Origin of the sequence: Pseudoglutamicibacter cumminsii, assembly GCF_003143995.1 — a bacterium.
In the GTDB taxonomy this organism is placed as follows: Bacteria; Actinomycetota; Actinomycetes; order Actinomycetales; family Micrococcaceae; genus Pseudoglutamicibacter; species Pseudoglutamicibacter cumminsii_B.
Genome location: NZ_QFWG01000004.1, coordinates 25,237 through 49,121 on the forward strand (window position 1 = coordinate 25,237; position 23,885 = coordinate 49,121).

Annotated in this window: 24 protein-coding genes; 6 read left to right on the forward strand and 18 right to left on the reverse strand. The window is 60.6% G+C overall.

Annotated features, from left to right (window positions below):
* Nucleotides 1–160: 160 nt before the first annotated feature.
* Nucleotides 161–1,081 carry a LysR family transcriptional regulator gene (locus CAY35_RS04210; protein WP_181377479.1) on the forward strand — a complete coding sequence of 307 codons (921 nt, stop codon included), beginning with the start codon at nucleotides 161–163 and terminating at the stop codon, nucleotides 1,079–1,081.
* A gap of 40 nt (nucleotides 1,082–1,121) precedes the next feature.
* Here the strand turns inward: CAY35_RS04210 and CAY35_RS04215 are convergent, their stop codons facing one another.
* The gene (locus CAY35_RS04215) at nucleotides 1,122–1,922 is read right to left on the reverse strand and encodes an HAD family hydrolase (RefSeq protein ID WP_181377480.1); all 801 of its coding nucleotides are present in this window, start codon (nucleotides 1,920–1,922) and stop codon (nucleotides 1,122–1,124) included.
* 78 nt (nucleotides 1,923–2,000) lie between these two features.
* On the reverse strand, nucleotides 2,001–3,293 hold the full coding sequence (gene serS, locus CAY35_RS04220; RefSeq protein ID WP_109303457.1) for a serine--tRNA ligase: 1,293 nt from the start codon (nucleotides 3,291–3,293) through the stop codon (nucleotides 2,001–2,003).
* Between the two features lie 112 nt (nucleotides 3,294–3,405).
* Between serS and CAY35_RS04225 the strand changes: the two genes are divergently transcribed.
* Nucleotides 3,406–4,422, forward strand: coding sequence for a diacylglycerol/lipid kinase family protein (locus CAY35_RS04225; RefSeq protein ID WP_181377481.1), 1,017 nt, complete (start codon nucleotides 3,406–3,408; stop codon nucleotides 4,420–4,422).
* A gap of 15 nt (nucleotides 4,423–4,437) precedes the next feature.
* Here the strand turns inward: CAY35_RS04225 and pheA are convergent, their stop codons facing one another.
* Nucleotides 4,438–5,388, reverse strand: a complete 951-nt coding sequence (pheA, locus tag CAY35_RS04230; protein ID WP_109303561.1) for a prephenate dehydratase — start codon at nucleotides 5,386–5,388, stop codon at nucleotides 4,438–4,440.
* A gap of 75 nt (nucleotides 5,389–5,463) precedes the next feature.
* Nucleotides 5,464–5,793, reverse strand: a complete 330-nt coding sequence (locus tag CAY35_RS04235; RefSeq protein ID WP_109303459.1) for a rhodanese-like domain-containing protein — start codon at nucleotides 5,791–5,793, stop codon at nucleotides 5,464–5,466.
* A gap of 173 nt (nucleotides 5,794–5,966) precedes the next feature.
* Between CAY35_RS04235 and CAY35_RS04240 the strand changes: the two genes are divergently transcribed.
* Nucleotides 5,967–7,508 carry an amidase gene (locus tag CAY35_RS04240; protein ID WP_109303460.1) on the forward strand — a complete coding sequence of 514 codons (1,542 nt, stop codon included), beginning with the start codon at nucleotides 5,967–5,969 and terminating at the stop codon, nucleotides 7,506–7,508.
* 30 nt (nucleotides 7,509–7,538) lie between these two features.
* Here the strand turns inward: CAY35_RS04240 and CAY35_RS04245 are convergent, their stop codons facing one another.
* Entirely contained in the window at nucleotides 7,539–8,978 is a 1,440-nt protein-coding gene (locus CAY35_RS04245) for an aldehyde dehydrogenase family protein (RefSeq protein ID WP_109303461.1), read from the reverse strand.
* Between the two features lie 188 nt (nucleotides 8,979–9,166).
* Between CAY35_RS04245 and CAY35_RS04250 the strand changes: the two genes are divergently transcribed.
* Both CAY35_RS04250 and CAY35_RS04255 read left to right on the forward strand, forming a co-directional pair.
* Nucleotides 9,167–10,507, forward strand: a complete 1,341-nt coding sequence (locus tag CAY35_RS04250; RefSeq protein WP_258265620.1) for a uracil-xanthine permease family protein — start codon at nucleotides 9,167–9,169, stop codon at nucleotides 10,505–10,507.
* Nucleotides 10,508–10,557: 50 nt separating this feature from the next.
* Entirely contained in the window at nucleotides 10,558–11,658 is a 1,101-nt protein-coding gene (locus CAY35_RS04255; protein ID WP_109303462.1) for a phosphotransferase, read from the forward strand.
* Nucleotides 11,659–11,709: 51 nt separating this feature from the next.
* Here the strand turns inward: CAY35_RS04255 and CAY35_RS04260 are convergent, their stop codons facing one another.
* The 10 genes from CAY35_RS04260 to CAY35_RS04310 all read right to left on the reverse strand — a co-directional run bounded on the left by CAY35_RS04260 (nucleotide 11,710) and on the right by CAY35_RS04310 (nucleotide 20,575).
* Entirely contained in the window at nucleotides 11,710–12,525 is an 816-nt protein-coding gene (locus tag CAY35_RS04260) for an HAD family hydrolase (protein WP_109303463.1), read from the reverse strand.
* Nucleotides 12,522–13,481, reverse strand: coding sequence for a PfkB family carbohydrate kinase (locus tag CAY35_RS04265; RefSeq protein ID WP_109303464.1), 960 nt, complete (start codon nucleotides 13,479–13,481; stop codon nucleotides 12,522–12,524). The genes CAY35_RS04260 and CAY35_RS04265 overlap by 4 nt, the downstream gene beginning before the upstream one ends.
* Before the next feature lie 66 nt (nucleotides 13,482–13,547).
* Nucleotides 13,548–14,366, reverse strand: coding sequence for an enoyl-CoA hydratase/isomerase family protein (locus CAY35_RS04270; RefSeq protein ID WP_109303465.1), 819 nt, complete (start codon nucleotides 14,364–14,366; stop codon nucleotides 13,548–13,550).
* Between the two features lie 162 nt (nucleotides 14,367–14,528).
* The gene (locus CAY35_RS04275; protein ID WP_109303466.1) at nucleotides 14,529–15,290 is read right to left on the reverse strand and encodes a FadR/GntR family transcriptional regulator; all 762 of its coding nucleotides are present in this window, start codon (nucleotides 15,288–15,290) and stop codon (nucleotides 14,529–14,531) included.
* Between the two features lie 246 nt (nucleotides 15,291–15,536).
* Nucleotides 15,537–16,361 (reverse strand): LysR family transcriptional regulator substrate-binding protein, encoded by an 825-nt coding sequence (locus tag CAY35_RS04280; RefSeq protein ID WP_109303467.1) that lies wholly within the window; start codon nucleotides 16,359–16,361, stop codon nucleotides 15,537–15,539.
* Nucleotides 16,362–16,380: 19 nt separating this feature from the next.
* A complete protein-coding gene (locus tag CAY35_RS04285; protein ID WP_101630801.1) occupies nucleotides 16,381–16,812 on the reverse strand; it encodes a universal stress protein in 432 nt (143 codons plus the stop codon).
* A gap of 102 nt (nucleotides 16,813–16,914) precedes the next feature.
* Complete coding sequence (locus tag CAY35_RS04290) at nucleotides 16,915–17,355, reverse strand: hypothetical protein (protein ID WP_109303468.1); 441 nt, start codon at nucleotides 17,353–17,355, stop codon at nucleotides 16,915–16,917.
* A 142-nt stretch (nucleotides 17,356–17,497) separates the two neighbouring features.
* Complete coding sequence (locus tag CAY35_RS04295) at nucleotides 17,498–18,169, reverse strand: hypothetical protein (protein WP_109303469.1); 672 nt, start codon at nucleotides 18,167–18,169, stop codon at nucleotides 17,498–17,500.
* 28 nt (nucleotides 18,170–18,197) lie between these two features.
* Nucleotides 18,198–18,632, reverse strand: coding sequence for a hypothetical protein (locus CAY35_RS04300; protein ID WP_109303470.1), 435 nt, complete (start codon nucleotides 18,630–18,632; stop codon nucleotides 18,198–18,200).
* A 383-nt stretch (nucleotides 18,633–19,015) separates the two neighbouring features.
* Nucleotides 19,016–20,575 (reverse strand): SulP family inorganic anion transporter, encoded by a 1,560-nt coding sequence (locus tag CAY35_RS04310; protein WP_109303472.1) that lies wholly within the window; start codon nucleotides 20,573–20,575, stop codon nucleotides 19,016–19,018.
* Between the two features lie 114 nt (nucleotides 20,576–20,689).
* On the opposite strand from CAY35_RS04310, the gene CAY35_RS04315 reads away from it, so the two are divergent.
* Nucleotides 20,690–21,364, forward strand: coding sequence for a metal-dependent transcriptional regulator (locus tag CAY35_RS04315; protein WP_109303473.1), 675 nt, complete (start codon nucleotides 20,690–20,692; stop codon nucleotides 21,362–21,364).
* Here the strand turns inward: CAY35_RS04315 and CAY35_RS04320 are convergent.
* From CAY35_RS04320 to CAY35_RS04330, 3 genes are read right to left on the reverse strand one after another with little or no spacing between them, the layout of a single operon-like run.
* Nucleotides 21,315–22,184, reverse strand: a complete 870-nt coding sequence (locus CAY35_RS04320) for a metal ABC transporter permease (protein WP_109303474.1) — start codon at nucleotides 22,182–22,184, stop codon at nucleotides 21,315–21,317. The genes CAY35_RS04315 and CAY35_RS04320 overlap by 50 nt on opposite strands.
* Complete coding sequence (locus CAY35_RS04325; protein ID WP_101630792.1) at nucleotides 22,181–23,131, reverse strand: metal ABC transporter permease; 951 nt, start codon at nucleotides 23,129–23,131, stop codon at nucleotides 22,181–22,183. The genes CAY35_RS04320 and CAY35_RS04325 overlap by 4 nt, the downstream gene beginning before the upstream one ends.
* A complete protein-coding gene (locus CAY35_RS04330; protein WP_101630791.1) occupies nucleotides 23,128–23,883 on the reverse strand; it encodes a metal ABC transporter ATP-binding protein in 756 nt (251 codons plus the stop codon). The genes CAY35_RS04325 and CAY35_RS04330 overlap by 4 nt, the downstream gene beginning before the upstream one ends.
* Between the last annotated feature and the right edge of the window lie 2 nt (nucleotides 23,884–23,885).

The following is a 23,885-nucleotide window of genomic DNA, read 5'->3' on the forward strand; positions in this document are numbered from 1 at the left end:
AAAAGTTTCCTTGAGCATAACCTCCATAAGAACACGCAATTTCTTCTATGAGAACGGGTTATTTTTCTGTATGGCTCTATACTCACTATGGAGCCAAATCGGCGAGGCTTCCTCGTTACGACTCCAGTTTTGTTCCTACTCCGGCGGCAAGGGCACATTCATGCTTGATACGCGACAACTCCAGGCGCTCGATGCGATCGCACGGCACGGTTCGGTCGCTAAAGCCGCACGCGCGCTGAGCTGGTCGCAACCCACGGTTGACCATCATTTGGGGAATCTTGACCGCGCGGTCGGTTCGCAGCTCACTATCCGCGACACTCGTGGCACTCGCCTAACGCACGCGGGTGAGCTCATGGCGGAGCGTGCAGCGGAAATCCTCGCGTTATCGGAATCCGCGCTTCGGGACACCAGGGATCTTGCTCGCTTGGGCCGCTCTCGCTTGAAGCTAGGTATCTTCCCCACCGCTGCCGCGCGCCTGTTGCCGTCGATTGTCCGCAATGCTGAACTGCTTGGCTTCGAGGTTGAGCCGACTCTTGAGGAGAGCCCAGACCTCATCCAGCACATCAAGCGCCGGGATCTGGATGCGGCGATCATTTACGCGGTCGAGGGTTATCCGCTGGCTCTGGGTCCGCGTGCACTGCGGATTCCTTTGTACAAGGACGAGCTCTTACTTGCGGTCCCCACGGATCATTGGGCGGCTGAGCGCACTGTTATTCGCGCTGATGATCTGGCGCCGCTTGCTCGTGAACGCTGGGCTTTGGGTACCAAGGAAGGGGACCCGATGGACCAGGTGGTCATGGATGTGTTCTCCGCCGCGGGCCTTCAGTTGAACATTTCGACGCTACGCACTGATGATCTGCCGTCGCTGCTTGGCTTGGTGGGTGCGGGCCTTGCGGTGGGTTTGATCCCGCATCTCGCTGAGCACATGGTGAACGACGATGTTGCGCTGGTTCCGTTTGAAGACGTGCGTTTCGCGCGGCACCTGGAACTTGTGGCTCCGTGGGCTTCGGGACGCACGGGTCACGCTGCGAAGCGGCTGGAGGCCGCGGTCCGCGGCGCTATCGCCGAAGTCGAGGAGTAGAAGACTAGAGCAGTGACGCTTGCGGAACGCTCCCGACTAACTACAGCAGTGAGTTGAGGACGTCGGCGAGGCCGTGGTCGTTGACGTGGCCGGTGACTTCGCCAGCTGCGGCGCGGACCTCTTCAACGGCTTGCCCCATCGCTACGCCGCGTCCGGCCCATGCGAGCATTTCGATGTCGTTGCGGCCGTCGCCGACTGCCACGGTCTTTTCGATCGGGAAGCCGAGCCGTGAGCGCAACGCTTCGAGTGCGGAGCCTTTGGTGACGCCGTGGGCTGCGATGTCGAGCCACGCGGACCAGCCGACGGAATAGGTGACGCCAGAGAGGCCGATGCCTTCGACGGCACGGCCGAAGTCTTCCGCGGTTGAGTCGGTTGAGAACACGACGAGCCGCACCGCATCAGCGTCCATCATTTCTTCGAGGCTAACGCCCCGGGCCTGGACGCCAAAGCTCGCGTCTTGGAAGCGTTCGGTCGATAGGAAGTCGCCTTTGTCTGTTTCGATCGCGAACTTCGCCACAGGGAGCGCTTCCTGGAGGGCCCGCAGAGCCGGTTCAGGGTCAAAAGTACGCCGGTCGACCACCGAAAATCCGCGCGAATACGCGGGGTCGAGCTGCGCGGTGACGCCTCCGTTGGAGGAAACTACGTGGCCCTTTTCGATCCCCAAGGCTTCCGCAACAGGCAACGTCGCGGGGAGCGAGCGGCCTGTTGCGATGATGACTTCGTGGCCCGCCCGCCTGACTGCGTGGACGGCTTCGCGGACGGGTTCGAAGAGTTCGCCTGAATGGTCGACGATGGTGCCGTCGACGTCGAGGCAGATCATGTACGGGCTGTTCTCACTCATCTCAACCTTGCTCTTTCAGCTGGGATTCTTTGTGGGGCGGGCCCTCGGGTAGCCGTGCGCTCTAGCTAGCGCGCACGGCTACCGCTGGATGGGTTCGAGCTTTTCCATTCCACCCATGTATGGGCGTAGGACTTCTGGGATGGTGACCGAACCGTCGGCGTTCTGGTGGGTTTCCAGGATCGCGACGAGCCAGCGGGTGGTTGCGAGCGTTCCGTTGAGCGTCGCTACGGAGCGGGTGCCCTTGCTCTTGCCTTCGGCGTCGCTCACGCGTTCGCGCACGTTGAGGCGGCGGGCCTGGAACGTGGTGCAGTTCGATGTGGAGGTCAGCTCGCGGTAGGTTCCTTGGGTTGGTACCCACGCTTCGCAGTCGAATTTGCGTGCGGCGCTGGTTCCCAAGTCGCCTGCCGCGGTGTCGATGACGCGGTAGGCGAGCCCGAGGGACTGCAACATTTCTTCTTCCCACGCGAGCAGTTGCTCGTGGAGTTCTTCGGCTTGTTCTTGCTGGCAGTAGATGAACATTTCCAGCTTGTTGAACTGATGCACGCGGATGATGCCGCGGGTGTCTTTGCCTGCGGAGCCGGCTTCGCGGCGGTAGCAGGTGGAGTAGCCGGCGTACTTGAGGGGGCCGCCGCTGAGGTCGAGGATTTCGTCGGCGTGGTAGCCGGCGAGCGCAACTTCGGACGTGCCGACGAGGTAGAGGTCGTCTTTTTCGAGGCGGTAGATTTCGTCGTCGTGTTCGACGTCGAAGCCGGTTCCGCGCATCGTCTGTGGGCGCACGAGTGTTGGGGTGATGATCGGTTCGAACCCGTTGCGGAGTGCGAGGTCCATGCCCATGTTGATGAGGGCCATTTCTAGGCGTGCGCCTACGCCTTTGAGGAAGTAGAAGCGGGATCCGGATACTTTCGCGCCGCGTTCCATGTCGATGGCGCCGAGGATTTCGCCGAGTTCGAGGTGGTCGCGTGGTTCGAAGCCTTCGGCGCTGAAGTCGCGTGGGGTTCCGACGGTTTTGAGGACGGCGAAGTCGTCTTCGCCGCCGGTTGGGATGCCGTCGATGATGACGTTAGGGAACGATGCGGCGATCTCGTCGCGCTGTTCCTGGGCTTTGTTTGCGGCGGCTTCCGCGGTCTTGACCTGGCTGGCGAGCTGCTTGACGCCTTCGAGGAGGGCTTGTTTTTCTTCGCCGGAGGCTTGAGCGACTTTCTTACCGAACGCTTTTTGTTCTGCTCGGAGTGATTCGAACTCGGCGAGCGCGCTGCGGCGTTCGGCGTCGGCCGTGAGAACGCGATCGACGAGTTGTTCGTCGGCTTCGCGGGCGCGTTGGGATGCACGGTATTTCTCTGGGTTTTCGGCCAGGTCTTTCAAGTCGATCATGGTTATAAGCCTACCTGTCACGTGCATTTTGAGGGGTTTGTTGTGCCTTGTGTTGTTCATAGTTGCGTAGCTTGGCCGGTAATCTATGGGGACGACCTGTTCGTGGACCGGTGTGAAAGGTTTTGGTGCGCTCGTGGTTCAGCCTGCGGTGATTTTGAATGGCGGTAAGCCTGATTTGGGGGCGATCCGCGATGAGATCCGTGAGGTTGCGCAGGCTGAGGGTTTAGCGGAGCCGTTGTTTTTTGAGACGACGGAGGATGATCCGGGGGCGGGTCAGGCAGCGGAGGCGTTGGCTGCGGGCGCGGATCTGATCATTGTTGGTGGTGGGGACGGCACGATTCGCGTTGTTGCGGAGTATTTGGTGGGCCGTAGCGATGTTGAGTTGGCTGTTTTGCCGTTGGGTACGGGGAATTTGTTGGCGCGGAATGTGGGTATTGATCCGGATGATGTTTCTGGTGCGATCCGCACAGCGTTGCTGGGCGAGGTGCATCACGTGGATGCGTTACGGGTTGAGTTGGTCAAGCGGGACCGGTCTGTTGATTCGCAGTTGAGTCTTGTTGCGGCTGGTGTGGGGATCGATGCTGAGGTCATGTCGAGCACGAACGGTCTGCTCAAGAAGCTGATTGGGCCGGGCGCATATGTTGCTGCTGGTTTGCAGCGGTTGGCGGGCTTCCCTAAGGAGGCTCGTGTTCGGCTTGGTGAGGGCGCGTGGGAGACGGTTGATTTTCGTACTATCTTGATGGCGAACGCGGGCTTTATTCAGGGTGGTATCGAGTTCGCGCCGGGCGCTTCGATGTCTGATGGTGTGCAGGATGTGGTGCTGTATAGGCCGCGGACGGCGTTGGGTTGGTCGATTGTGGGCGTCAAGACGCTGTGGCATAAGGATTTGCGCACGCGGATGATGGCGCATGTTCAGACGCGGAAGATTTCGGTTCGCCCGTTGAAGCCTGTTATGGCACAGATCGATGGTGACCCGGTGGGTGAGGTGACGACGTTGACTTCGGAGGTCGTCAAGCACGCGTTGTCGTTGCGCGTTCCTCGCCCGGTGGATCGGTGCGCACCTGGTGGGGATTTGCTGGCGATGCTTCCGAGGGGTTTCCGGAAGGCGCTCGACGTTCTGCGTAGCTAGCGCCGGCACGCCTGCTTACGCGGGCTTGCCGCCTTCAAGGATTTCCTGGAGCCAGGCGTCGGCGGCTTGATAGGCCTCGGGGGTTGCGTGGGGTGGCACGTTGACGACCACGGGGGTCGCTGATGGGTAGGAGCCGAGGTACCGGATGTAGGTGCTGATCCTGTGCAGCCCGTGGAGTACTTCTTCGACGCGAGGTTCGCTGATGTGGCCTTCGAGGTCGATCGAGAAGAAGTATTGCCCGAGGCCGGTTCCGGTGGGCCGGGACTCGATGCGGGTCAGGTTGACGCCTCGGGTTGCGAAGTGGTCGAGGATTTCACGCAGGCCGCCGGGGCGGTCGTGGGTGAGTTCGACGACGATCGTGGATTTATCTGATCCCGTCGCCTCTGGGATGCGGCCGGGTTTCTGGACCATGACGAAACGCGTGACGGCGCCTTGATTGTCTTCGATCCTTTCGGCGAGCACGTTAAGGTTGTGGCGCTCTGCGACCAGCGGCGAGCAGATCGCTGCCTGATACGCCGGATTCTCCTCGAGCAACCCGAGCGCGCCTGCCGCAGTGGACGATGCGGGCAGGAAATCGACGTTCGGGATCGTGTTCTGTGCCCATTGCCGGCATTGGGCCCACGCGTGGCCGTGGGTTGAGATGGTTTGAATCTCTCCGAGGCTTGTGATGCCGGGTAGCGCCGCGAGCTGGAAGGTCACGGGGATCACGGCTTCGGCAACGATGTGGAGTGAGTCACCTGCCGCGATCGCGTCCAGGGTCGCGGAGACGCCACCTTCAACCGAGTTCTCGATGGGGACAACGGCCGCGTCAACCTCACCGTCGCGCACCAGCTGAAGTGCGGCGTCGACGTTGGTGGCTGGGATACGGTTGTGTTCAGGCTCCGCTGCGGGCCCCGGAAGCGTGAGGAGGGCTTGTTCGCAGAAGGTTCCAGCTGGTCCCAGATAGGTGTATTTCACGGTCGCAATGTCCTTATATGCGCGGATATGTATATATCGCCTGCGCATGCCCCTCGCGGCATATACAGTACGGTCTCTTGCGGCTTACTTGATGCGCGGAGTTTCGCCGTTATCGCATTCGATCGGCTTGCCCGCATCAAGCCATGCGCCGGAGCCGCCTGCGATGTTGAAGACGCTGTACCCCTGGTTTGCAAGCCAGCCGCAAGCCTGCATCGAGCGGCCACCCGTGCGGCACACGATGTAAAGGTCCTCATCCGGATCAAGTTCTTCGTAGCGCTGCATGAGTTCACTCAACGGCAGGTGACGCGCACCGGCGATGTGCCCGGCGTCCCACTCGTCTTGTTCGCGAACATCGAGGATCGCTGCGTTCTCTGGGACGTCGTTGACGCTGACGTTTTCGAAGAGGTCTGACATGGTGTCCTCCTTGCTCACGGAGTGGCCGGTATCTGTGTTTCCCAGCCTACAGATTTCCACTGTATCGAGTGCCTCTGTGTTCTTTGTTTTCGTGAGGCGGTTTGTTTTCATGGTGTGCTTCGTTTTCGTGGCGTTCGTGTGACGCTGTGGGGGCGGGTTGGCATCATGGTTGTATGAGTTTTGAGATTCCGGAAGCGTTGTCTGGTGTTCCTCGCAGGGTTGATGATGGCTTGCCGTTGGCCGCTGAGTTGCGGCGGCAGTTGCTTGCGGGCGAGATCTCCGCGGTTGAGGTCGCCCAGGACGTAGCTGAGCGGGTGCGCTCCAAGAACCCTGCTCTGAACGCGGTCGTCACGTGGGATGAGGACATGCTGTTGGCTCAGGCGCGCGATGCGGACGATGCGCTGGCCGGCTTCCGCGGCTCTGCCGCCAAAGGCCCCAGCTCCGCGGGCACTGATTCTGCCGCGCTGGGTAAGCGCGTCCCGCCGTTGCTTGGGTTGCCGATGGGGTTGAAGGACGGCCTGGACGTTGCGGGTCTGCCTACAACGCACGGTTCAGCCGCGGTGGATCATGTGGTCGCGGGCGAGGATGGCTTGCACGCGTCCCGGTTGCGTTCCGCTGGCGCGAATCTGTTTGCCAAGACGACGGTTCCCGAGTTCCTGCTTTCGTGCCATTCGGAGAACCCTATTCATCCGCCTGCCCGGAATCCGCTGGACGTTTCACGCACTCCTGGCGGCTCCTCGGGTGGTGCTGCCGCGGCGGTCGCTGGCGGTTTGATGCCGGTTGCGCCGGGTAACGACGGTGGTGGTTCGGTTCGTATTCCGGCTTCCGCCATGGGGCTTGTGGGCCTCAAGCTGGGCCGCGGAGCGATGGTTGAGGACATCACGGATGAGGACGGCAACGTCGCCGCTGTGGACCGCTGGGGCGCCCCGAAACTCGGGGTCACTGGTCCTCTGGGGCGCGACGCTCGCGACGCCGCCTTGATGTTGGATGGCCTGCTGTTTGATCGTTCGCGGCTTGCGGCTGGTCACTCCGCTACCCCGGCTTTGGATGCTGTGGTCAACACGCTGGATCATTCCGAGGGTCTCGCTGGCCTCCACGTTGGTTTCACGCGTGCGAGCGCGTTTGATGCCGCGTTACCCGTCGAGATCTCCCCTGCCGCCGAGGCCGCTTTCGCGCGAGCTTGCGCGGTTTTGGAGCGCTTGGGCGCCGCGGTTGAGGAGTCCCCGTGGGAAGCTCCAAGCGACTACGACGAAACCTTCCGCAAAGTCTGGACCGCCGGCCTGGGCCGCGCCCCGATCCAGTATGAGGACAAGCTGGGCGACCTCGCGGCGTCGTTCCGCGCTGAGGCGCAGGCCCGCACGCCACAGGAGCAGGAGAACGCGAATGAGCGGCTGCTCGAGATCGGCGGCGCGATGTCGACTGCGTGGGGTTCGTTCGATGTCGTGGTGACCCCCGCGATGGCGGACACCCCGCCGCGGATCGGTTACTTCACGGAGCACGACGGCGCAACGGACTACCGCTTGCAGTGCCTGTACACGCCGTACACGTCGATGGTGAACGTCGCCGGGGTTCCGGCCGTAACTGTTCCGGTGGGTTGGACTCCGGATGGGTTCTCGATGTCGGCTCAGCTGATCGGCCGGATGGGTTCCGAGGTCCAGCTTTTGTGCATCGCGGCCTTGATGCAGCACGAGCTTGCCTCGGAAGGCCTGATCTGAGATCGATCTAGGCGGGCTACAGAAGCTCCCCTACAGAAGCTCTTTCAGCAGTTTCGATTTGGTCGCACCGTATGGCGGGTAGGCGACCCTCAGTGTGTCCAGGCGCAACGGCTTGGACAGCGTTGGACGGTCCTGGCTGAACTCGTCGAAGCCTGCTTTGCCGTGGTACTGACCGATTCCGGAAGCGCCGATGCCACCGAACGGCAGCGATGGGACCGCGAGCTGGATCACGGCCGCGTTGATGCAGATTCCGCCGGCACGCACGTTATCTTCGAAAACCCGGTGGGTTCCTGCCTTGTCAGAGAACAAGTATGCGGCGAGCGGGTCTGGCCGGTCTTCGATGAAGTCGAGTGCGTCATCGAGCGTATCCACCGTAATGATCGGCAAGATCGGCCCGAAGATTTCCTCTTGCATCACGGGCGCCTCGGGGTCGATGTCGGCGAGCACCGTCGGGGCGATGTAGCGGTCGTCCACGTCCGCTGTTCCGCCGGTGACAACGCGGCCTTGGTCGAGGAAGCCCGCGAGCCGTTCCGCGTGACGCGGGGTGATGATGCGCGGATAGTCAGGCGAGTTCTGTGGGTCTGCGCCGTAGAACTGTTGGATCGCGGCAGGAAGCTCCTTCTCGAGCGCGCGGCTCACGCGTGAGCCGACCGCGAGGATGTAGTCGGGGGCCACGCACGTCTGCCCGGCGTTCATGAACTTTCCGTACGCGATACGGCGCGCGATCGTCTTGATGTTGCCATCCACGACCACCGCGGGGCTCTTCCCGCCGAGTTCGAGCGTGCACGGCGTCATCTGCTCCGCCGCTGCGCGGTAGACGATGCGCCCGACCTTCTCGGAACCGGTAAAGAAGATGTGGTCCCACTGTTCTTTCAGTAGCTCTTGGGTTTCTTCCGCCGCGCCGTTGACGACCGCCACAGTCCGGTGGTCGAGGTATTTCGGGATCAACCGCGTCAAAACCTCCGCGGTGGCGGGCGCCAGCTCGCTCGGCTTGAGCACGGCACAGCAGCCCGCGGCGAGCGCCGCTACGAGCGGGCCGAGGGTGAGGTTTACGGGGTAGTTCCACGGCGCGATGATGAGCACGAGCCCTTTAGGCCGCGGCATCACGGTGGCGGATGCCGGGGCCAGCGCGATGGGGGAAGAAACTTTCCGGCGCATCATCCAGTCGTCGAGGTGGCGGCGGGCGTGCTCAATTTCGCCCTGAACAACTTGCAGTTCGGCCACGGAGGATTCGGTTGCTGACTTCCCGAGGTCTTCGGCGAGCGCATCGAGCAGTTCGTCACGGTTCTCGGCGAGCATCTTTTCGAGCGCGTCGAGCTGGGCGATCCTGAAGCGCCGCTTGTGGGCAATGCGAGAGTGCGCGCCGTCGCGGATGTGCGTGACTGTCTCGTGGAGTCCACGCTTTTCCACGCCTTCTGGGGCGGTGCGGATGCGGGCAGCGTTTTCAGGTGTGACGTTTGAGGCCATCATGGTTCGATCCTATGGGCTCGGATTCGCGCGGCCAAGAACATCTCTCGCCCGAGTTCGTCTGTTCGCATGCCGCGGAGTAAAATAACGCTTCGACCCCACCATGCTTTCGCGACGCTGTGCGCCGCGGTCAGGGATGCCCGCGTATTGTTCGGGCGGGGTTTCGAGGACGGCGTCATTCAGGGAGAACCATGCTAGATAACAGCAAGCCGATGTTCAGCTGGACTGTGCACGGCGATGGCCGCACCGTTGCACCGAACGCAGCTGTTGCCCCTGATGAGCGTCTCCACTGGCCGCAGACCATCGGTATCGGTGTTCAGCACGTCATGGCGATGTTCGGCGCGACTGTGCTGGTTCCGGCGCTGACTGGCTTCCCGGTGACCACGACCCTGCTGTTCTCGGGCCTCGGAACCATCATCTTCTTGCTCGTTACGGGCAACCGCATCCCGAGCTATCTCGGTTCTTCTTTCGCGTTCATCGCCCCGGTCAGCGCTGCGATGGGCCCGGGCCGCGATAACTTCGGTGCCGCGCTCGGCGGCGTGCTCGTGACGGGTTTCGCGCTGTTCCTGGTGGGCGTCATCGTGAACCGCACCGGAACCGGGTGGATTCACGCGCTCATGCCGCCGGCCGTGATGGGCACGATCGTCGCGCTCATCGGCCTCAACCTCGCGGGCTCGACCGTCCCGAAAATGAAGGAATACACACTCACGACCTTCAGCACGATGGCGGCTGTCGTGATCTGTTCCGTCCTGTTCCGAGGGATGCTGGGGCGGTTGTCGATCCTTCTCGGCATCGTGATCGGCTACCTCGTGGCGCTCCCGCAGGGTGAAATCGATTTCGCCTCCGTCAAGGAAGCGGCGTGGGTTGGCCTGCCAGCATTCCACCACCCAACGTTCGATCTGCACGTAATCCTGCTGTTCCTGCCGGTCCTGTTCGTTCTGATCGCAGAAAACGTGGGCCACGTCCGCACCGTCGGTGTTATGACGGGTAAGAGCTATGACCACCTCAACGGTAAAACCCTCATGGGTGACGGCCTCGCGACGATGCTCGCGGGTGCCGCGGGCGGCTCTGGTACCACTACCTACGCCGAAAACATCGGCGTCATGGCGTCCTCTCGCGTGTATTCGACCGCCGCATACTGGATCGCCGGTTTCGTCGCGATCGTCTTGTCTTTCATGCCTAAATTCGGCGCCGTCATCGCGACCATCCCACCGGGTGTTCTCGGCGGCGCGGGCATCGTGCTCTACGGCATGATCGGCATCATGGGCGCCCGCATCTGGGTACAGAACCAGGTCGACTTCGGCAACCCGATCAACCTCATGACCGCCGGCGCGGGCCTCATCATCGCGATCGCCCTGAACGGCGGCGAGAACGTCCTCATGATCGCGGGCCTGACCCTCGACGGCATCGCGCTCGGAACCATCGCAACCCTGGTGATCTACCACGTGATGCGCGGAATCGCTCTGTGGCGCAAAACCGTCCCTACCCAGGTGGACGAACCACAAGGCGCCAAGCCTGGCAAGCTAGGCTAGTAGATCCAAGAGGTGCACAAGGGGCCGCGCCGTCCTAGGATGGAACAGACATGAGTGAATGGGTAGACACCTGGAAAACCGAGGGCTGGCAGGAGACCGCCCGCGGCTGGGTTCAGCACGCCCTCGACGTGCTCGGGATCGAGTGCGAAGCCGAGCTCACCCCTGTGTCTACAACGCTCGCGGCAACCGTCTACAGCATCGAGACGCCCGCGGGAACCATCTATTTCAAGGCCACCGCCCCTGCCCGTGCAGCGGAAGCGACACTGACAGCGCACCTCGCTGCGGTCACCGAAGGCCACGTTCCCGTCCCCATCGCGGTGGAACCGGAACAAGGGTGGATCCTGAGCCCCGGCATCGGCACCCCACTGTCTTCGCTCATTCCACAGCGGCAGCGGGGCCACCGCGGCCACACTCCGAGCCCTGAAGAAAACGAAGCCGCAACCGAACTCATCGGCCGTGTCCTCACAGAGGCCTCCGACCTCCACCAAGCCACCGTCGTCAACAGCGAACGCCTCATGAACCTCGGCGCGCTCGCCTTCCCCGACGACTCCTGGCCAGAGCACTACTACAACGCGCTCGACATCCACGCGAGCATGCCAGACAACCATCCGCTACGGATCGAAGACGAGACGCTCTCGTTCCTCGCACGCGAAGCACGCCACCTCGAAGACGCCTCCGCAGCGCTCGCCTCTACCCAGTTGCCGTTGGTCTACAACCAGCTCAACCCCGACAGCGAAAGCATCCTGCTACCCGACTCCCGCCGCAACCCGATCATGTTCATCGGCTGGAGCGCCGCGTCCTACACCAACCCGCTACTCGCGATCTCCGGGATCGCTCCAGAACTCAGCAGCGTCCTCCGCGCAGAGCCAACCCAGGAACCCATGAGGGCCCTCCTGACCAACTACCTCGCGCCACTCGCAGTCGACTCCCCCACCGAGGTCGACGACCTGTTGGAATACCTCATGCCGGCAACGTTGCTCGCCCAGGTGCGCAGCTACCTCGCGCTCATGGAGCTGCTACGTGACGCGCACCCAGAGACCCAGGCGGAGTACGCGCCAGAAATCCGCGCGCTCCTCCACTACGCCGTGGCCGCCGACCCACGCCACGGCCGCACCACCGGCGAACGCCAGCACGGCCGCCGCGCACGCTAGCGGGAAGGGACTTCTCGGGGTCGCCGAGCGGGGCTCACAGGGCCCACCGGATCACAAGCGCTTCAAGACCCGCTCAATCTCAATTGCAACCGAATCCTCATGCACCGGACCAACCACGCGGTCCGCAGCATCGGCAACAATCTGATAATCCGGGCCCACCGCAACACCAGTGCCAGCCCACGCGAGCATCGGAATATCATTCGGCATATCCCCGAACGCCCACACATCCTCACGCGCAACACCCAAAGAGGCCGCGAAATCACGCAAACGCGCCGCTTTGTCGACCCCCGGCGCGGACATCTCCAACAACGCGATATCGAACGCAGAATGCGTCAACGTCACAACATCATCCACAGCACGCCCCACCACAGCCGCGAACTCAGACGCTTTACCCGACGGCCGCTTAGCCAAAAGCTTCACCGTACGCTGCGCAACCGCCTCATCGAAATCCAAACCTGACTCCGAAACGCGGGCACCCACATCAACAAAACCCGCGCGATACCGGTTCGGGATAAACCCCGGCTCCGCGACGATCCCCTCCAACGTCTCCGCAGCAAACAACGCATCCGGAGCCGCAAACAAAATCCGATCCCGCGCCTCGCGCATCGCGTCAGCACCAATCTCCGCAGCCTCCACTACCAAGCCACGCGAATCATCAAACAAAACAGCCCCGTTATACGCGATCACCGAGCCCAAATCGCCCAAACGATCACGCACCGGACCCAGCCACCGCAACGGACGCCCCGTCACCAAAACCACATGCACACCCGCATCACGGGCAGCATGCAAAGCCTCAACAGTCCGGTCAGACATCGTCCCATCACGACGAACAACCGTCCCATCCAGATCAGTCGCTAGAAGCTTCACAACAAAACCCCCTCGCGACCATCCGCCACCGGACCAACCACATCCAAAATCCGCTCACGCGACGGAATATTAGCCCCCTCCGACTCAACCGCCAACGCGCCAGCAGCCAACGCCACGTCCAACAAACGCGAAACCTGCGCCTCAGACAAAGCACTCACCCGCTCAGCAGCCCCAACACCACCACAACCGGCATCAACCAGCGCAGAAATAACCGCCGCCATCACAGCATCACCCGCGCCCACCGTATCCACCACATCGACAGACCGCGCCGCACGCACCACAACATGCTCAGCCGTCATCGCGACCGCATCGCTACCACCACTCGTCACCACGACAAGCGAAGGGCCCATAGAAAGCCAGCGGCTCGCCGTCTCAAACGCAGAAGACTGCGGATACAACCACTCCAGATCCTCATCCGAAGCCCGCACCACATCGGCCAGCGCAACGACCTCCTCAATGCGCTCAACCTCAACCTCACGCGTACCCGCAGTATCCACGCGAACATTCGGATCAAACGTCACCAACGCACGCCCACGCGCCTTACGCATCGAATTCAACACACCGAAACGTCCCGGATCCAGTGACGCCGCAAACGAACCCGAATGCACCACCAAAGCCCCAGCAGCCAACTCGACTAACTCGTCATCAGCCGGACCAAGATCCCACGTCAACGACTCAAACAAATACTCCGCACGGCCATCAGAACCCACCGAACCGCGCGCAACAGTCGTCGCGCCGGTCATAGGCGGCGTGAAAACCTCAACCCCTTCACGCTGCAACGCGTCCAAAACCATCCGAGCCGCATCATCGTCACCCAGCCGCGTCGCAAACGTCACCCGGCCACCGCAACGAGCCAACCCCACAGCTACATTCAGGGGCGAACCACCCGTATGAGCCGAAACACTCCCGTCGGGCTTCTGAAGAACATCGACGAGAGCCTCACCAATCACCAACATGCGCGCAACCTACAACAATCACTCAACCCGGAACTAGCGGGCTCGGGAATTCAGCGGACCGGGGACTCAGCGGCCTGGGAACTCAGCGGCCTGCTTGTTAACAAAAGCTTGCCGCCCCACGCGCGAATCTTCCGAACCAAACACGGCCGAAAACGCATCCAATTCAACGTTCAAACCATCATGGACCGTGAGCGCATCAGCCTGCGCCATCGTCCGCTTAGCCTGCCCGACAGCAACCGGCGAGCGCCGAGCAATCGAGGAGACCAGCTCATCAGCGCACTCCAACAACGCTTCCTTATCCGGGCACACGCAATTGACCAGCCCCACCTCAAGCGCACGCTGAGCTTTCAGAGGATTGCCGGTGAGGATCATCTCGCGAGCCACACCCAGCGGGACCCTGCGAGGCAAACGCACGCACCCACCAAAACCAGGGATGATGCCGAGCGTGATCTCCGGCTGACCGAACGACGCGTTCTCAGAAGCGATGATCCAATCGCACGCCAATGCCAGTTCGCAGCCGCCGCCGAGCGCATGCCCATTCACGGCAGCGATCACAGGGACTGACAGTGCCTCTAACGCCAGGGTGACCTTATGCATCGACTCCGCATACGCACGCGCCTGCTCCGGGTCGTAGTCGCTCATCTCAACGATGTCGGCGCCCGCCGCGAAAGCCTTCTCACCTTCGCCCGTGATGATCACGGCGCGGAAAGGCCAGCCCTGCTCGGGTGCCGATTCTAGGAGCTGGACGCACTTGGTGACCACAGCATCAAGGTCAGCGACCACCTGAGTGGACAACGCATTCATCGCTTGTGGCCTGTTAATGCTGACAAGCAGAGCGTCCCCACGCTCAGAAACGTTGACTGTTGAGAACTCCCCAAACTCCATGGTCCACCTTCTGCCGGCTGAGCAATCGATTCATCCTGACTATAACCAGGGTGCACCGAACTGTGCTCATTGTCACCTTCAACAGGGGGCTCATTGTCACCTTCAGAAGGCGGAGATCACCTTTGAACAGCAGACATCTCAGAGCAGAATTGTCAGAAAGCCCTACCCTTCGACAGCATCTCCCTTAGAAGATAGCTTTGCCGCACTTTCATTCACGATGTACGCGCTCGCCTCGCGAGCACGCTCAGCACTACCGGAAGAAATCGCGAGCGCCAACGCATCATGCTGATACAGCATGTCAGCACTCGGGCACGTCAGCTGCCCATCAATAGTCAAACCACGGCGGATCATCTCCCGGAGTACCACCGGCGACATCCGGAACAGCGAGTTGCCACTGTGAGTGAAAATCAGCTCGTGAAACGCTGTATCAACACGAATCAGCTCTTCCATGTCACCCGAGTCCGCAGCATCACGCAATTGACCAGCCAGCTGAATGATCTCATTTTTAATCTCGCGCGAAGCGTTCTGCGCCGCCCCTGCGGCCGCTAACGGATCTACCGCCTGCCGCAACTCGATGAGTTCACGGTACTGTGTTTCGCCCTGCGGCCCTGACAAACGCCACGACATAACCTGCGGGTCAAGTACACGCCACTGGTCCGCACCAGTAACGATCAAACCCACGCGGCGCTTCGCGTACATCAAACCCATGGACTCCAAGATTCGCATCGCATCACGCGCAACCGTGCGAGACACATCGAAATGGTTCTGAATGTCGTCCAACGTGAAACGCGCGCCGTTACGAATATCGCCGTGAACGATGCGGCGGCCTAGATCCGCGACCACAGTGTTACGCAGAACGTGTGAGGACGAGTCGGGCCCTTCGATGAGTGTCTCTTCAGTATTGTCATGATCGCTTGTCGTCATGAGGTTGAATGCTCCTGATTATTTTTCTGATGTAAGGTCAACGCGATCTATCAACCATCAGCTATTGTCTCTGATTGATATAGCTATCTGACTCGGCCATTTTCCCACACACCTAGCCCGAATAACGCCCATATAAGCAACGATAAATCGATTTAGATGAATTAAATAGAAACAGTCACGCACTTTTGGGGTCGCTGAGAGGCCCACATGAGCAACCGCCTAGCTACCGAGCCTATAGCGCGAAAGTTAGTACTTCCTGCGTACTTTTCGAGAAAAACCTGAGCGTCTCACAGATGACTGCTGGGCAGAGCCTTTTCGATGGGCAGAGCCTTTTCGAGAAGTCCTAGCTTTCTGCTGGGCAGCAGTTTGCTGTTTACCGGACTGAGCCGGTTTCTCCACCATCTGCGCTGAGGCACGCGAGGATCCGGCTCTGCGTCCACGCAAAACCCCCACGAAATCCTGTATGACAGCTTCACGGGATTCGCGTTCGGTGTCCGTGAACGCAATGCCGGCCACCGCATCTAGCGAATCCGGGTGCACCCAGACAACCGATACACGGGTGCGAGGCTCAACCTGCAAGCGACGAACCACTACGTCCTTACGGGAAAGCATCCTCGCTAACGGAAAAGGCAGTTCGACTACAGCCCCAGCACCAGTAGCCACGACCTCAACCATCATCCGTTGCCCGGAAACATCATCCGGATAGTCAACCGGGTCGAGGCGCATCCATTCAGCGGCGTCTCCGAGCGGGATCGAGTCGTGTTCGTCCCAGTATTCAGCGTCATGATCCCGGGCCGCGACAACCGCGGCGTCCTCGTCATACAAGGCGACCGCGTGCAAGCGCACACCACCGGGGAACTCGCGTTGCGTCAACACATCATCAATGCTGTGGCGTACCAACGCGACGTCCGCGCGGAAGCGAAGTAGCTCATCGAAGGCTACGGAATCAGATACGCCCGCGATCAGCTCAACCGTGACGTCAGGGCGGGCTTCACCGAAGCGTTGCAGCCACTTATCGGGGCTGGTCCCGGGTGCGCACCACAGACGCAGACGATTCAGCTGCGCGGGCATATCTAGTGAGTATGGAAAGTTAGTTTCCGGAGGTTCGGACAACATAGACGTCGCATGGCGCGTTATGCACGACGCCGGTAGCGACAGAACCGAGCACACGACCGAGGCCATGCGTGCCAACGTTGCCAACGAAAATCACGTCAGCATCGTGCTCTTTAGCGGCCTTGATCAGGGCATCAACCGGCTTACCGAACATCGCTGCCGTCTCTACCTTGAGCTCAGGTTCCTTCTCCACGAGGCGATCAGCAACACGGCGAGCGAGGTCACCCGCGAGGTCAGCGTCATCGAGAACCCACGTATCCGTGCCGATGTTGACAACTTCAGTGTTGTCCTTGGAGTGAGCCGAAACCACAACGAGGGTGTCGCCAGTCCGTGCTGCCAGCTGTGCTGCGCGAGAAGCAGCTTTGAAGGCAGTCTGCGAGCCGTCAACGCCAACGATGAAAGTGCCCATGGTGTACTCCGTATCTATATCTGGTCAGTCTTGAACTGATAATAACCGTCCAACACGCCTGAGAACAGTCCTAAAGCTCAAGAACTCAACCAGATGCCTTACTTAGTTGTTCGTGTTGAAGGCCGGGCACTTCTTAGCGAATTCATCAGCGTTGGCTTTAAGGTCCGAAGACGTTGCCTCTTTAGACAGCTGAGTGATCTCCTGCAGCACTGCAGGATCAACCTTGGTAGGGTCCTCCGCAGTTGCGACCTTCCCAGCAGCTTCCATGAGCTTGCCGGTCAATTCGACTGGTTTAGCGTGCTCGGAGTCCTTATGCTTCTCCGCGGCCTCACGCATGCCCTTTCCGGCTTCACCCGCCTTGGCAGGGTCCTCCTGGATGACCTTCTCGAGATCCTTCGCCTGCGAAACACCGGCAGCCTTCAACGCGGCCGTCGCGTCATCACACAGCGCTTCGTCAGGGTTCTTCGAGCCGCAACCGGTCAAGAAGGCCCCCATCAAGCCAATGGCCGAGAGTCCTGCAACAAGACGCGTACCGTGCTTCATCAGTCTTCCTCCAATAAATATATGGTCAAGATAGGTTTTTACACCCTATCGGAAGCACTCGGGAACTCGAGGATTTCAGCGCCAAATGGAAGTAAATGGTGGATGAACTCTGTCCTCGAAGGCTCGCAGGAGATAGCAGAAGCTACGAACCCGAAGGTGCGAAAGCCGGGCATTTATCACCGAATTCATCAGCCTTCTCCGCAACTCCAGGCTTGGCGGCCTGTTCTGCTGCACTCTTCAGTTCGTTTTGCAGCTCCTGATTATCCGGGTCTGTATCGAGCTTGGAGGCCGTGGTCATCATCTTTCCCATGAGACCAACGGACTCAGAGTACTCGGAGTCGCTGTATAGGGCAGGGCATTTCTCTTTGAATCTCTGGGCATCCAGTTTGGTCTCTGGAAGTTCAGCTTCTTGGATGAGCTCGGCGAGGTGTTTCGTCTTGGCAGGATCAGCCTTCTTGGGGTCTGTCTCGCCCTCGATCCCCGCTAGGCTCTCGAAAATCCGGCCAGTTAGATCAACCATTTCTGCGTACTTAGAAGCTTCGTTCTTTTCCGCTGCTTCACGAAAGCCCTGGCCTATTTCAGCGAGCTTAGCGGGGTCTTCCTTGGCGAGCGGAACTAGCTCGTCCGTGTCTGGAGCGCCGGCTTCCTTGTAGACCTGCGTCGCGTCGTGGCACAGCTGTTGGTCCGGGGTTTTCTGCGTGCAGCCCGTCAGAAACGCGGCAGCGAAGCCGAACGCGGACAAGCCTACGACGAAGCGGGTACCTAGCGAACGGTGCTCATTTGCTGTGGTGCGTGCTTCCTGGCCGGTTTGCATGCCCGTCTCCTAGTGAGTTGCTAGACAGTTACTTGCTAGACACGAAAGCAGGGCATTTCTCGGTGAGCTCCTTAGCGCTCTTGTCTATCTCAGGAGAAGATGCTTCTTGATTCAACTTGGTGAGTTCTTGCATGGTTTCCGGATCCATCTGGCCAGGGTCCCCGCTAGCCTTCGCGGCAACCTCTAACATCCTGCCCGCCAAGTCGACCGGTGCAGCGTGCTCGGAGTCTTTGTTCTTATTCGCTGCCTCACGCAAACCCTTACCCACCTCGGCTAGCTTTGCCGGGTCGTTCGCAAGCTTCTGATCCAGCTCCTGCGTGTTCGAAGCTCCCGCTTTCTCGAGGACCGCAGTTGCATCGTCGCACAAAGCTTGATCCGGGTCCTTAGAGCCACAACCGGTCAGGAACGCCGCAGCCAATCCAAAAGCTGAAAGACCTGCAACCAGGCGCGTACCGTGCTTCATGAGTCTTCCTCCACCGAGGTTGGGTCGATCGTGACCCTTACAGAATACGGGAAAGACTTCGAGCGCCACAGACCCTATTCGTTCTCATCGGTAAGGCCTGCGAAAGGCTCGCACTTCTCAGAGAGGCCCTTCCACTGCTCCTCGACCTTAAGTTGCTCATCCGCGGGAAAGCCGCCCTGCAATAGGCGAACTGCGTCGTCAGTGTCAGACAGGTGGTAGATATCCCGAGACTCTAGCGCCGCGGTGACTTCTTCGCACAACCCTTCATCCGGGTCCTTACCTGAGCACCGGTCAGGAACACGGCCGTCATACCAAAAGCAGAAAGCCCTGCCACCAGACGCGTACTGTTCCGCATCAGTCTTCCCTTAACAACTAAGTCGAAGCTAATTCCCGCCAAGCTCGCCGCTCAAGCGGCCGTGAACCCTGCGGCTCTTCTCGCTCATCCCCTCAAGGACAAGTCGCTTACCTTGTTCCGTATATGTTGCCTCAACGCTATCCAGCGCAGCAACCGAGGATGCATCCCAGACCTGGGCTTGCGACAAGTCCAGACTCACCACATCCGGGTCCTCGCCGTAGCGGAACATCGTCGTGAAGTCGTTACTCGAACCGAAGAACAGCGCGCCCCGCACCCTATAGACCGCCCGGGCCACCTCATCAGCCGGCGTATCAGCGGAAAGCACATTGCCGTCGTCATCCTGAAGCTCACGGTCAACACGCACGACGTGCGCAACCTGCCGCACGAACACCACCGCGGCCGTCAGAACACCCACAATCACGCCGATCGCAAGGTTCGACGTCAGCAGAACCGTCGCGACCGTCACCACCATGATCACCGTCTCCGACTTCGGCAGCGTACGCAACGTCCGCGGGTGAATCGAGTGCCAATCAAACGTCGCCACACACACCATGATCATGACCGCAACCAACGCCGCCATCGGGATCTGAGCGACCCACTGATCAAACACCAAAACCAAAACCAGCAAGAACGCGCCCGCGCAGAACGTCGAAATACGTGTGCGTGCACCCGAAACCTTCACGTTGATCATGGTCTGCCCGATCATCGCGCAGCCACCCATGCCGCCAAAGAAACCCGACGTGATGTTCGCGAGGCCCTGACCCCACGACTCACGTTTCTTATTCGAAGTGGTCCCCGTGATGTTGTCCACCAACTGGGCCGTCAGCAAAGACTCCATGAGACCCACCAAAGCCATCGCAGCCGCATACGGAGCGATGATCTGCAGGGTCTCCCACGTCAACGGGACATTCGGGAAAAACAGCTGCGGCAAACCATGCGGCAACTCGCCCTGGTCGCCGACCGTCGGGACCTTGATATCGAAAATCATCACCACAGCGGTGATCACGACCACCGCGACCAGCGGAGGCGGAACCGCGCCAGTGATCTTAGGGAACAACCACAGAATCACGATGCCGGCCGCCAACAGCGGATACACAACCCACGGCACATCGATCAGTTGCGGCATCTGCGCCATAAACACCAGAATCGCGAGCGCATTCACAAACCCAACCATCACCGCACGCGGCACGAAACGGATCAGCTTAGAAACGCCCAGAAGCGCGAAAACAACCTGAAGAACGCCCGCCAACAAAACACACGCAACGAAATAATCGAAACCGTAGTCACGCATCAACGGCGCAATCACCAACGCAACAGCGCCCGTCGCGGCAGAAATCATCGCCGTACGGCCACCGGCAATCGCGATCACAACCGCCATGATGAACGATGAAAACAGGCCCACCGCCGGGTCAACACCCGCGATGATCGAAAAAGAAATCGCCTCCGGGATCAATGCCAGAGCAACCACAAGGCCCGCCAGAACCTCACGCACCAGCTTCCTCGGGGACTTCAACGCACCCAGCGTTGAAATCTCGTACTGCCGCACCAAAGGATCACTATGCGGCTTGCTCTCTTGTCCCCGCGCCATCGGCACTCCATTCCTTATATATAGACGCTCGTATTCCGGGCACCACCGGAAAGTCCGTCACCAGACGCTTAAAGAGTAGGGGTTGAACTGCCCGTTGAAGGCTAAACTTACGATATGTCCGTTTCTGAGTTGTCCGCGAGCACCCAGGACTATTTGAAGGCGGTCTGGTACCTCGGCGAATGGTCAGACGCCCCGGTAACACCGAAGCTCATGTCAGACCGGCTGGGGCTCAGGCTCTCTTCCGTGTCCGATGCCGTCCGTAAGCTCACCGCCCAGGGTCTACTTGACCACGTGCCTTACGGCGAAGTGACCCTCACAAAAACCGGGCGCGCGCACGCGATTGCAATGGTGCGCCGGCATCGGCTGATCGAAACCTTCCTGCTCGAAACCCTTGGTTACCGGTGGGATCAAGTGCACGACGAAGCGGAAACGCTCGAGCACGCGGTGTCAGATTTCATGATCGAACGACTCGATGAGCTACTGGGCCGCCCAACGCGTGACCCGCACGGCGACCCGATCCCTACCGCGGACGGCGACATCACCCTCCCGGACGCAATCCCCCTTACGGAACTCGAGCCGGGGTCAAAGGCGCGGGTTGAGCGGATCTCCGACGACGATCCACAACTGTTGCAGTTCCTCGCAGAAAACGGCATCCGTTTCGGAACGCTTCTCGAAGCCCACCCTAGCGCTCCTTACTCCGAGACGGTTGAAATCCTCGTTGAGGGGCAGACCGAACCCCTCATGCTAGGGCGTGCTGCCTCTGACGCCGTCTGGGTCGAAGCCTCGTAGCTACCAGCACTACCGCGAACACCAGCCCATAAAACAGCGACATGCCTGCGCTGGTCGCAGCGTTGAGCACATACGCGACCCAGAACCCGGCGAGCGCTCCCCCGATGGCGATGAGCGCGGTGAGTGCAATCATGACCGGTAAGCGGGTGGTGAGCAGGTAGGCAGTCGCTGGCGGCACCACGACGAGGGCGATCACCAGGATCGCGCCAGCCGCGTTGAACGCGGCGGTGATGGTGACGGAGACGAGGAACATGAACGCGGTGTTCAGGAGCCTGGAGCGGATGCCGAGGCTCGTTGCAAACTCGGGGTCGAACGTAGTGACCTTGAGCTTCGAATAGAACAGCGTTAGAAACACGACGTTGATGAGAAGCACACCGAGCATCACGTACAGATATGCAGGGCCGAGGTGTGTTCCTGCGATGATGAGCGGCTGCCAGGCCGCGATGTTGAGGTCGCCTGCAAGGACCGCGTGGGTATCGAGGTGGATGTTCGCGAATTCAAGCGTCACCAGGATCACGCCGGCACTGAACAGAGCGGGGAAGATGAGACCTTGCGGAGCGTCACCGGTCAGTAAGCCTGTGCGGGCAAGCCATTCGCTTCCGAGCACCACAACTAGCCCGGCGAGCGCAGCGGCGAGGATCAGTAGCGGTGAGTTGAAGTTACGGGTGAGGAAGTAGCCGAAGATGATCCCGGGGAAAATCGCGTGGCTGATGGCGTCCACGAGCATCGAATTGCGCCTCAAGACAACAAAGACGCCGGGAAGGGCGCACGCCAGCGCGGTCACTACGGCGAGCAGCATAGTGCCAACGACGAAACTCACGGCCGGCTCCCTTCATGCAGGTTCCCTTCGTGCAAGAGTTCGCGTTTGAGGTGTGCGCGGGCACGGGCGCGCGATACGGCCCGGGTGATGATGCTACGGCGCGGCGCGAACAGAAGCGAAACCAGGAAGATCGCGAACAGTGTGAGCACGATGAGCGGCCCGGTTGGCACTTTCCCGAGCACGATCGACAGGTAGGCTCCCACTCCGCTGCCGACGCCGCCAATCACGGCGGACAAAGCGACCATGCTTGGTAGTGTGCGTGTCCATTGTCTGGCGGCCGCTGGCGGGGTCACCACGAATGCGACCATGAGGACGAGCCCGACAGCCTTCACACCGATGACGGTCGCGATGACGATAGTCACGAACATGAGCGTGTCGATCGTGCGCGCCCTGAACCCGAGCACCGTGGAGTGGTCCGGGTCGAAGCTCCGTAGTGTGAACTCTTTCCAGAACACCAGCATGAGTGCCACAACGATCACCCCGATGGTGATGCTGGTGGCGAGGTCCGCAACGGTGATCACGGACGCGTTGCCGAATAGGTAGTCCTGGATGCCGCCTTTGCCTGGGTAGGCGCCATTGGCGATGATGCGCATGAGCAGCATCCCGCCGCCGAAAAACACGGTGAGCGAGATGGCCATCGCGGTGTCGATGCGGATTTTGGAGGTGAGGCTGATGCCGTTGGCGAACAGCACGGCGATGGTTCCGACGATGACCGCGCCCAGGATGAGCCCGATCATGTTGCGTCCATCGGTGCCCAGCACACCGACTGCGGTGAGGAACGCGAGCAGCGTACCTGGCAGCGCGGCGTGCGAGATCACATCGCTGATGAGCGACTGTTTACGCAGGTAGGCGAAGGATCCGAGCGCACCGGCTACGAGCCCGATGGTCATGGTTCCGAAGAACACCATCCGGTAGGTGTGGTTGCTGAAGAATTCTATGAGGCTCACGATGTGAACTCCAGGAACGCATCGTCTGTTGCCGTGACCTCGTAGGCGACGCGGATGTTCTCCCGCGTGAACGCCTGTTCTGCCGGCCCGGAGGCGATGATGCGGCGGTTCAGCAGGGTCACGTGGTCGCAGTATTCGCGCACGGTTGCGAGGTCGTGGTGCACGATCACGACCGTTTTGCCTTGCTTCCGGAGCGTGTGCAGGACCGAGACGATAGCTTGCTGGCTTTTTGCATCGATGCCTTGGAACGGTTCGTCCATGAAATACAGGTCCGGAGCTTGCACCAGTGTGCGGGCGAGGAACACCCGCTGGCGCTGCCCACCGGAAAGTTCACCGATCTGCCGCGAAGCAAGATCAGCGATCCCGGTCTGTTCCAGGGCAGCGACCGCGCGGGCTCGTTCCTTCTTTCCCGGCCGACGAATCCAACCGAGCGATCCGTACGTTCCCATCGTGACCACATCGAGCACCGTGGTTGGGAAGTCCCAGTCCACACTCGTGGTTTGTGGCATGTACCCGACTCGTTTCCGCGCACGCGAAAGCGGCTGTCCGAAAAACTCGGAGGTTCCCGTCAGCGGTTTCACGAGGCCAAGCATCGCTTTGATGAGGGTCGATTTCCCTGCACCGTTTGGCCCAACGATGCCCATAACAACTCCTTGCGGCACCGTGAAGTCCACGTTGCGCAGAACGGGCACCGCATCGTAAGCAACCGAGAGGCTGTGGGTACGGCACGCGGGAGCGACGAGATCTGTCACGG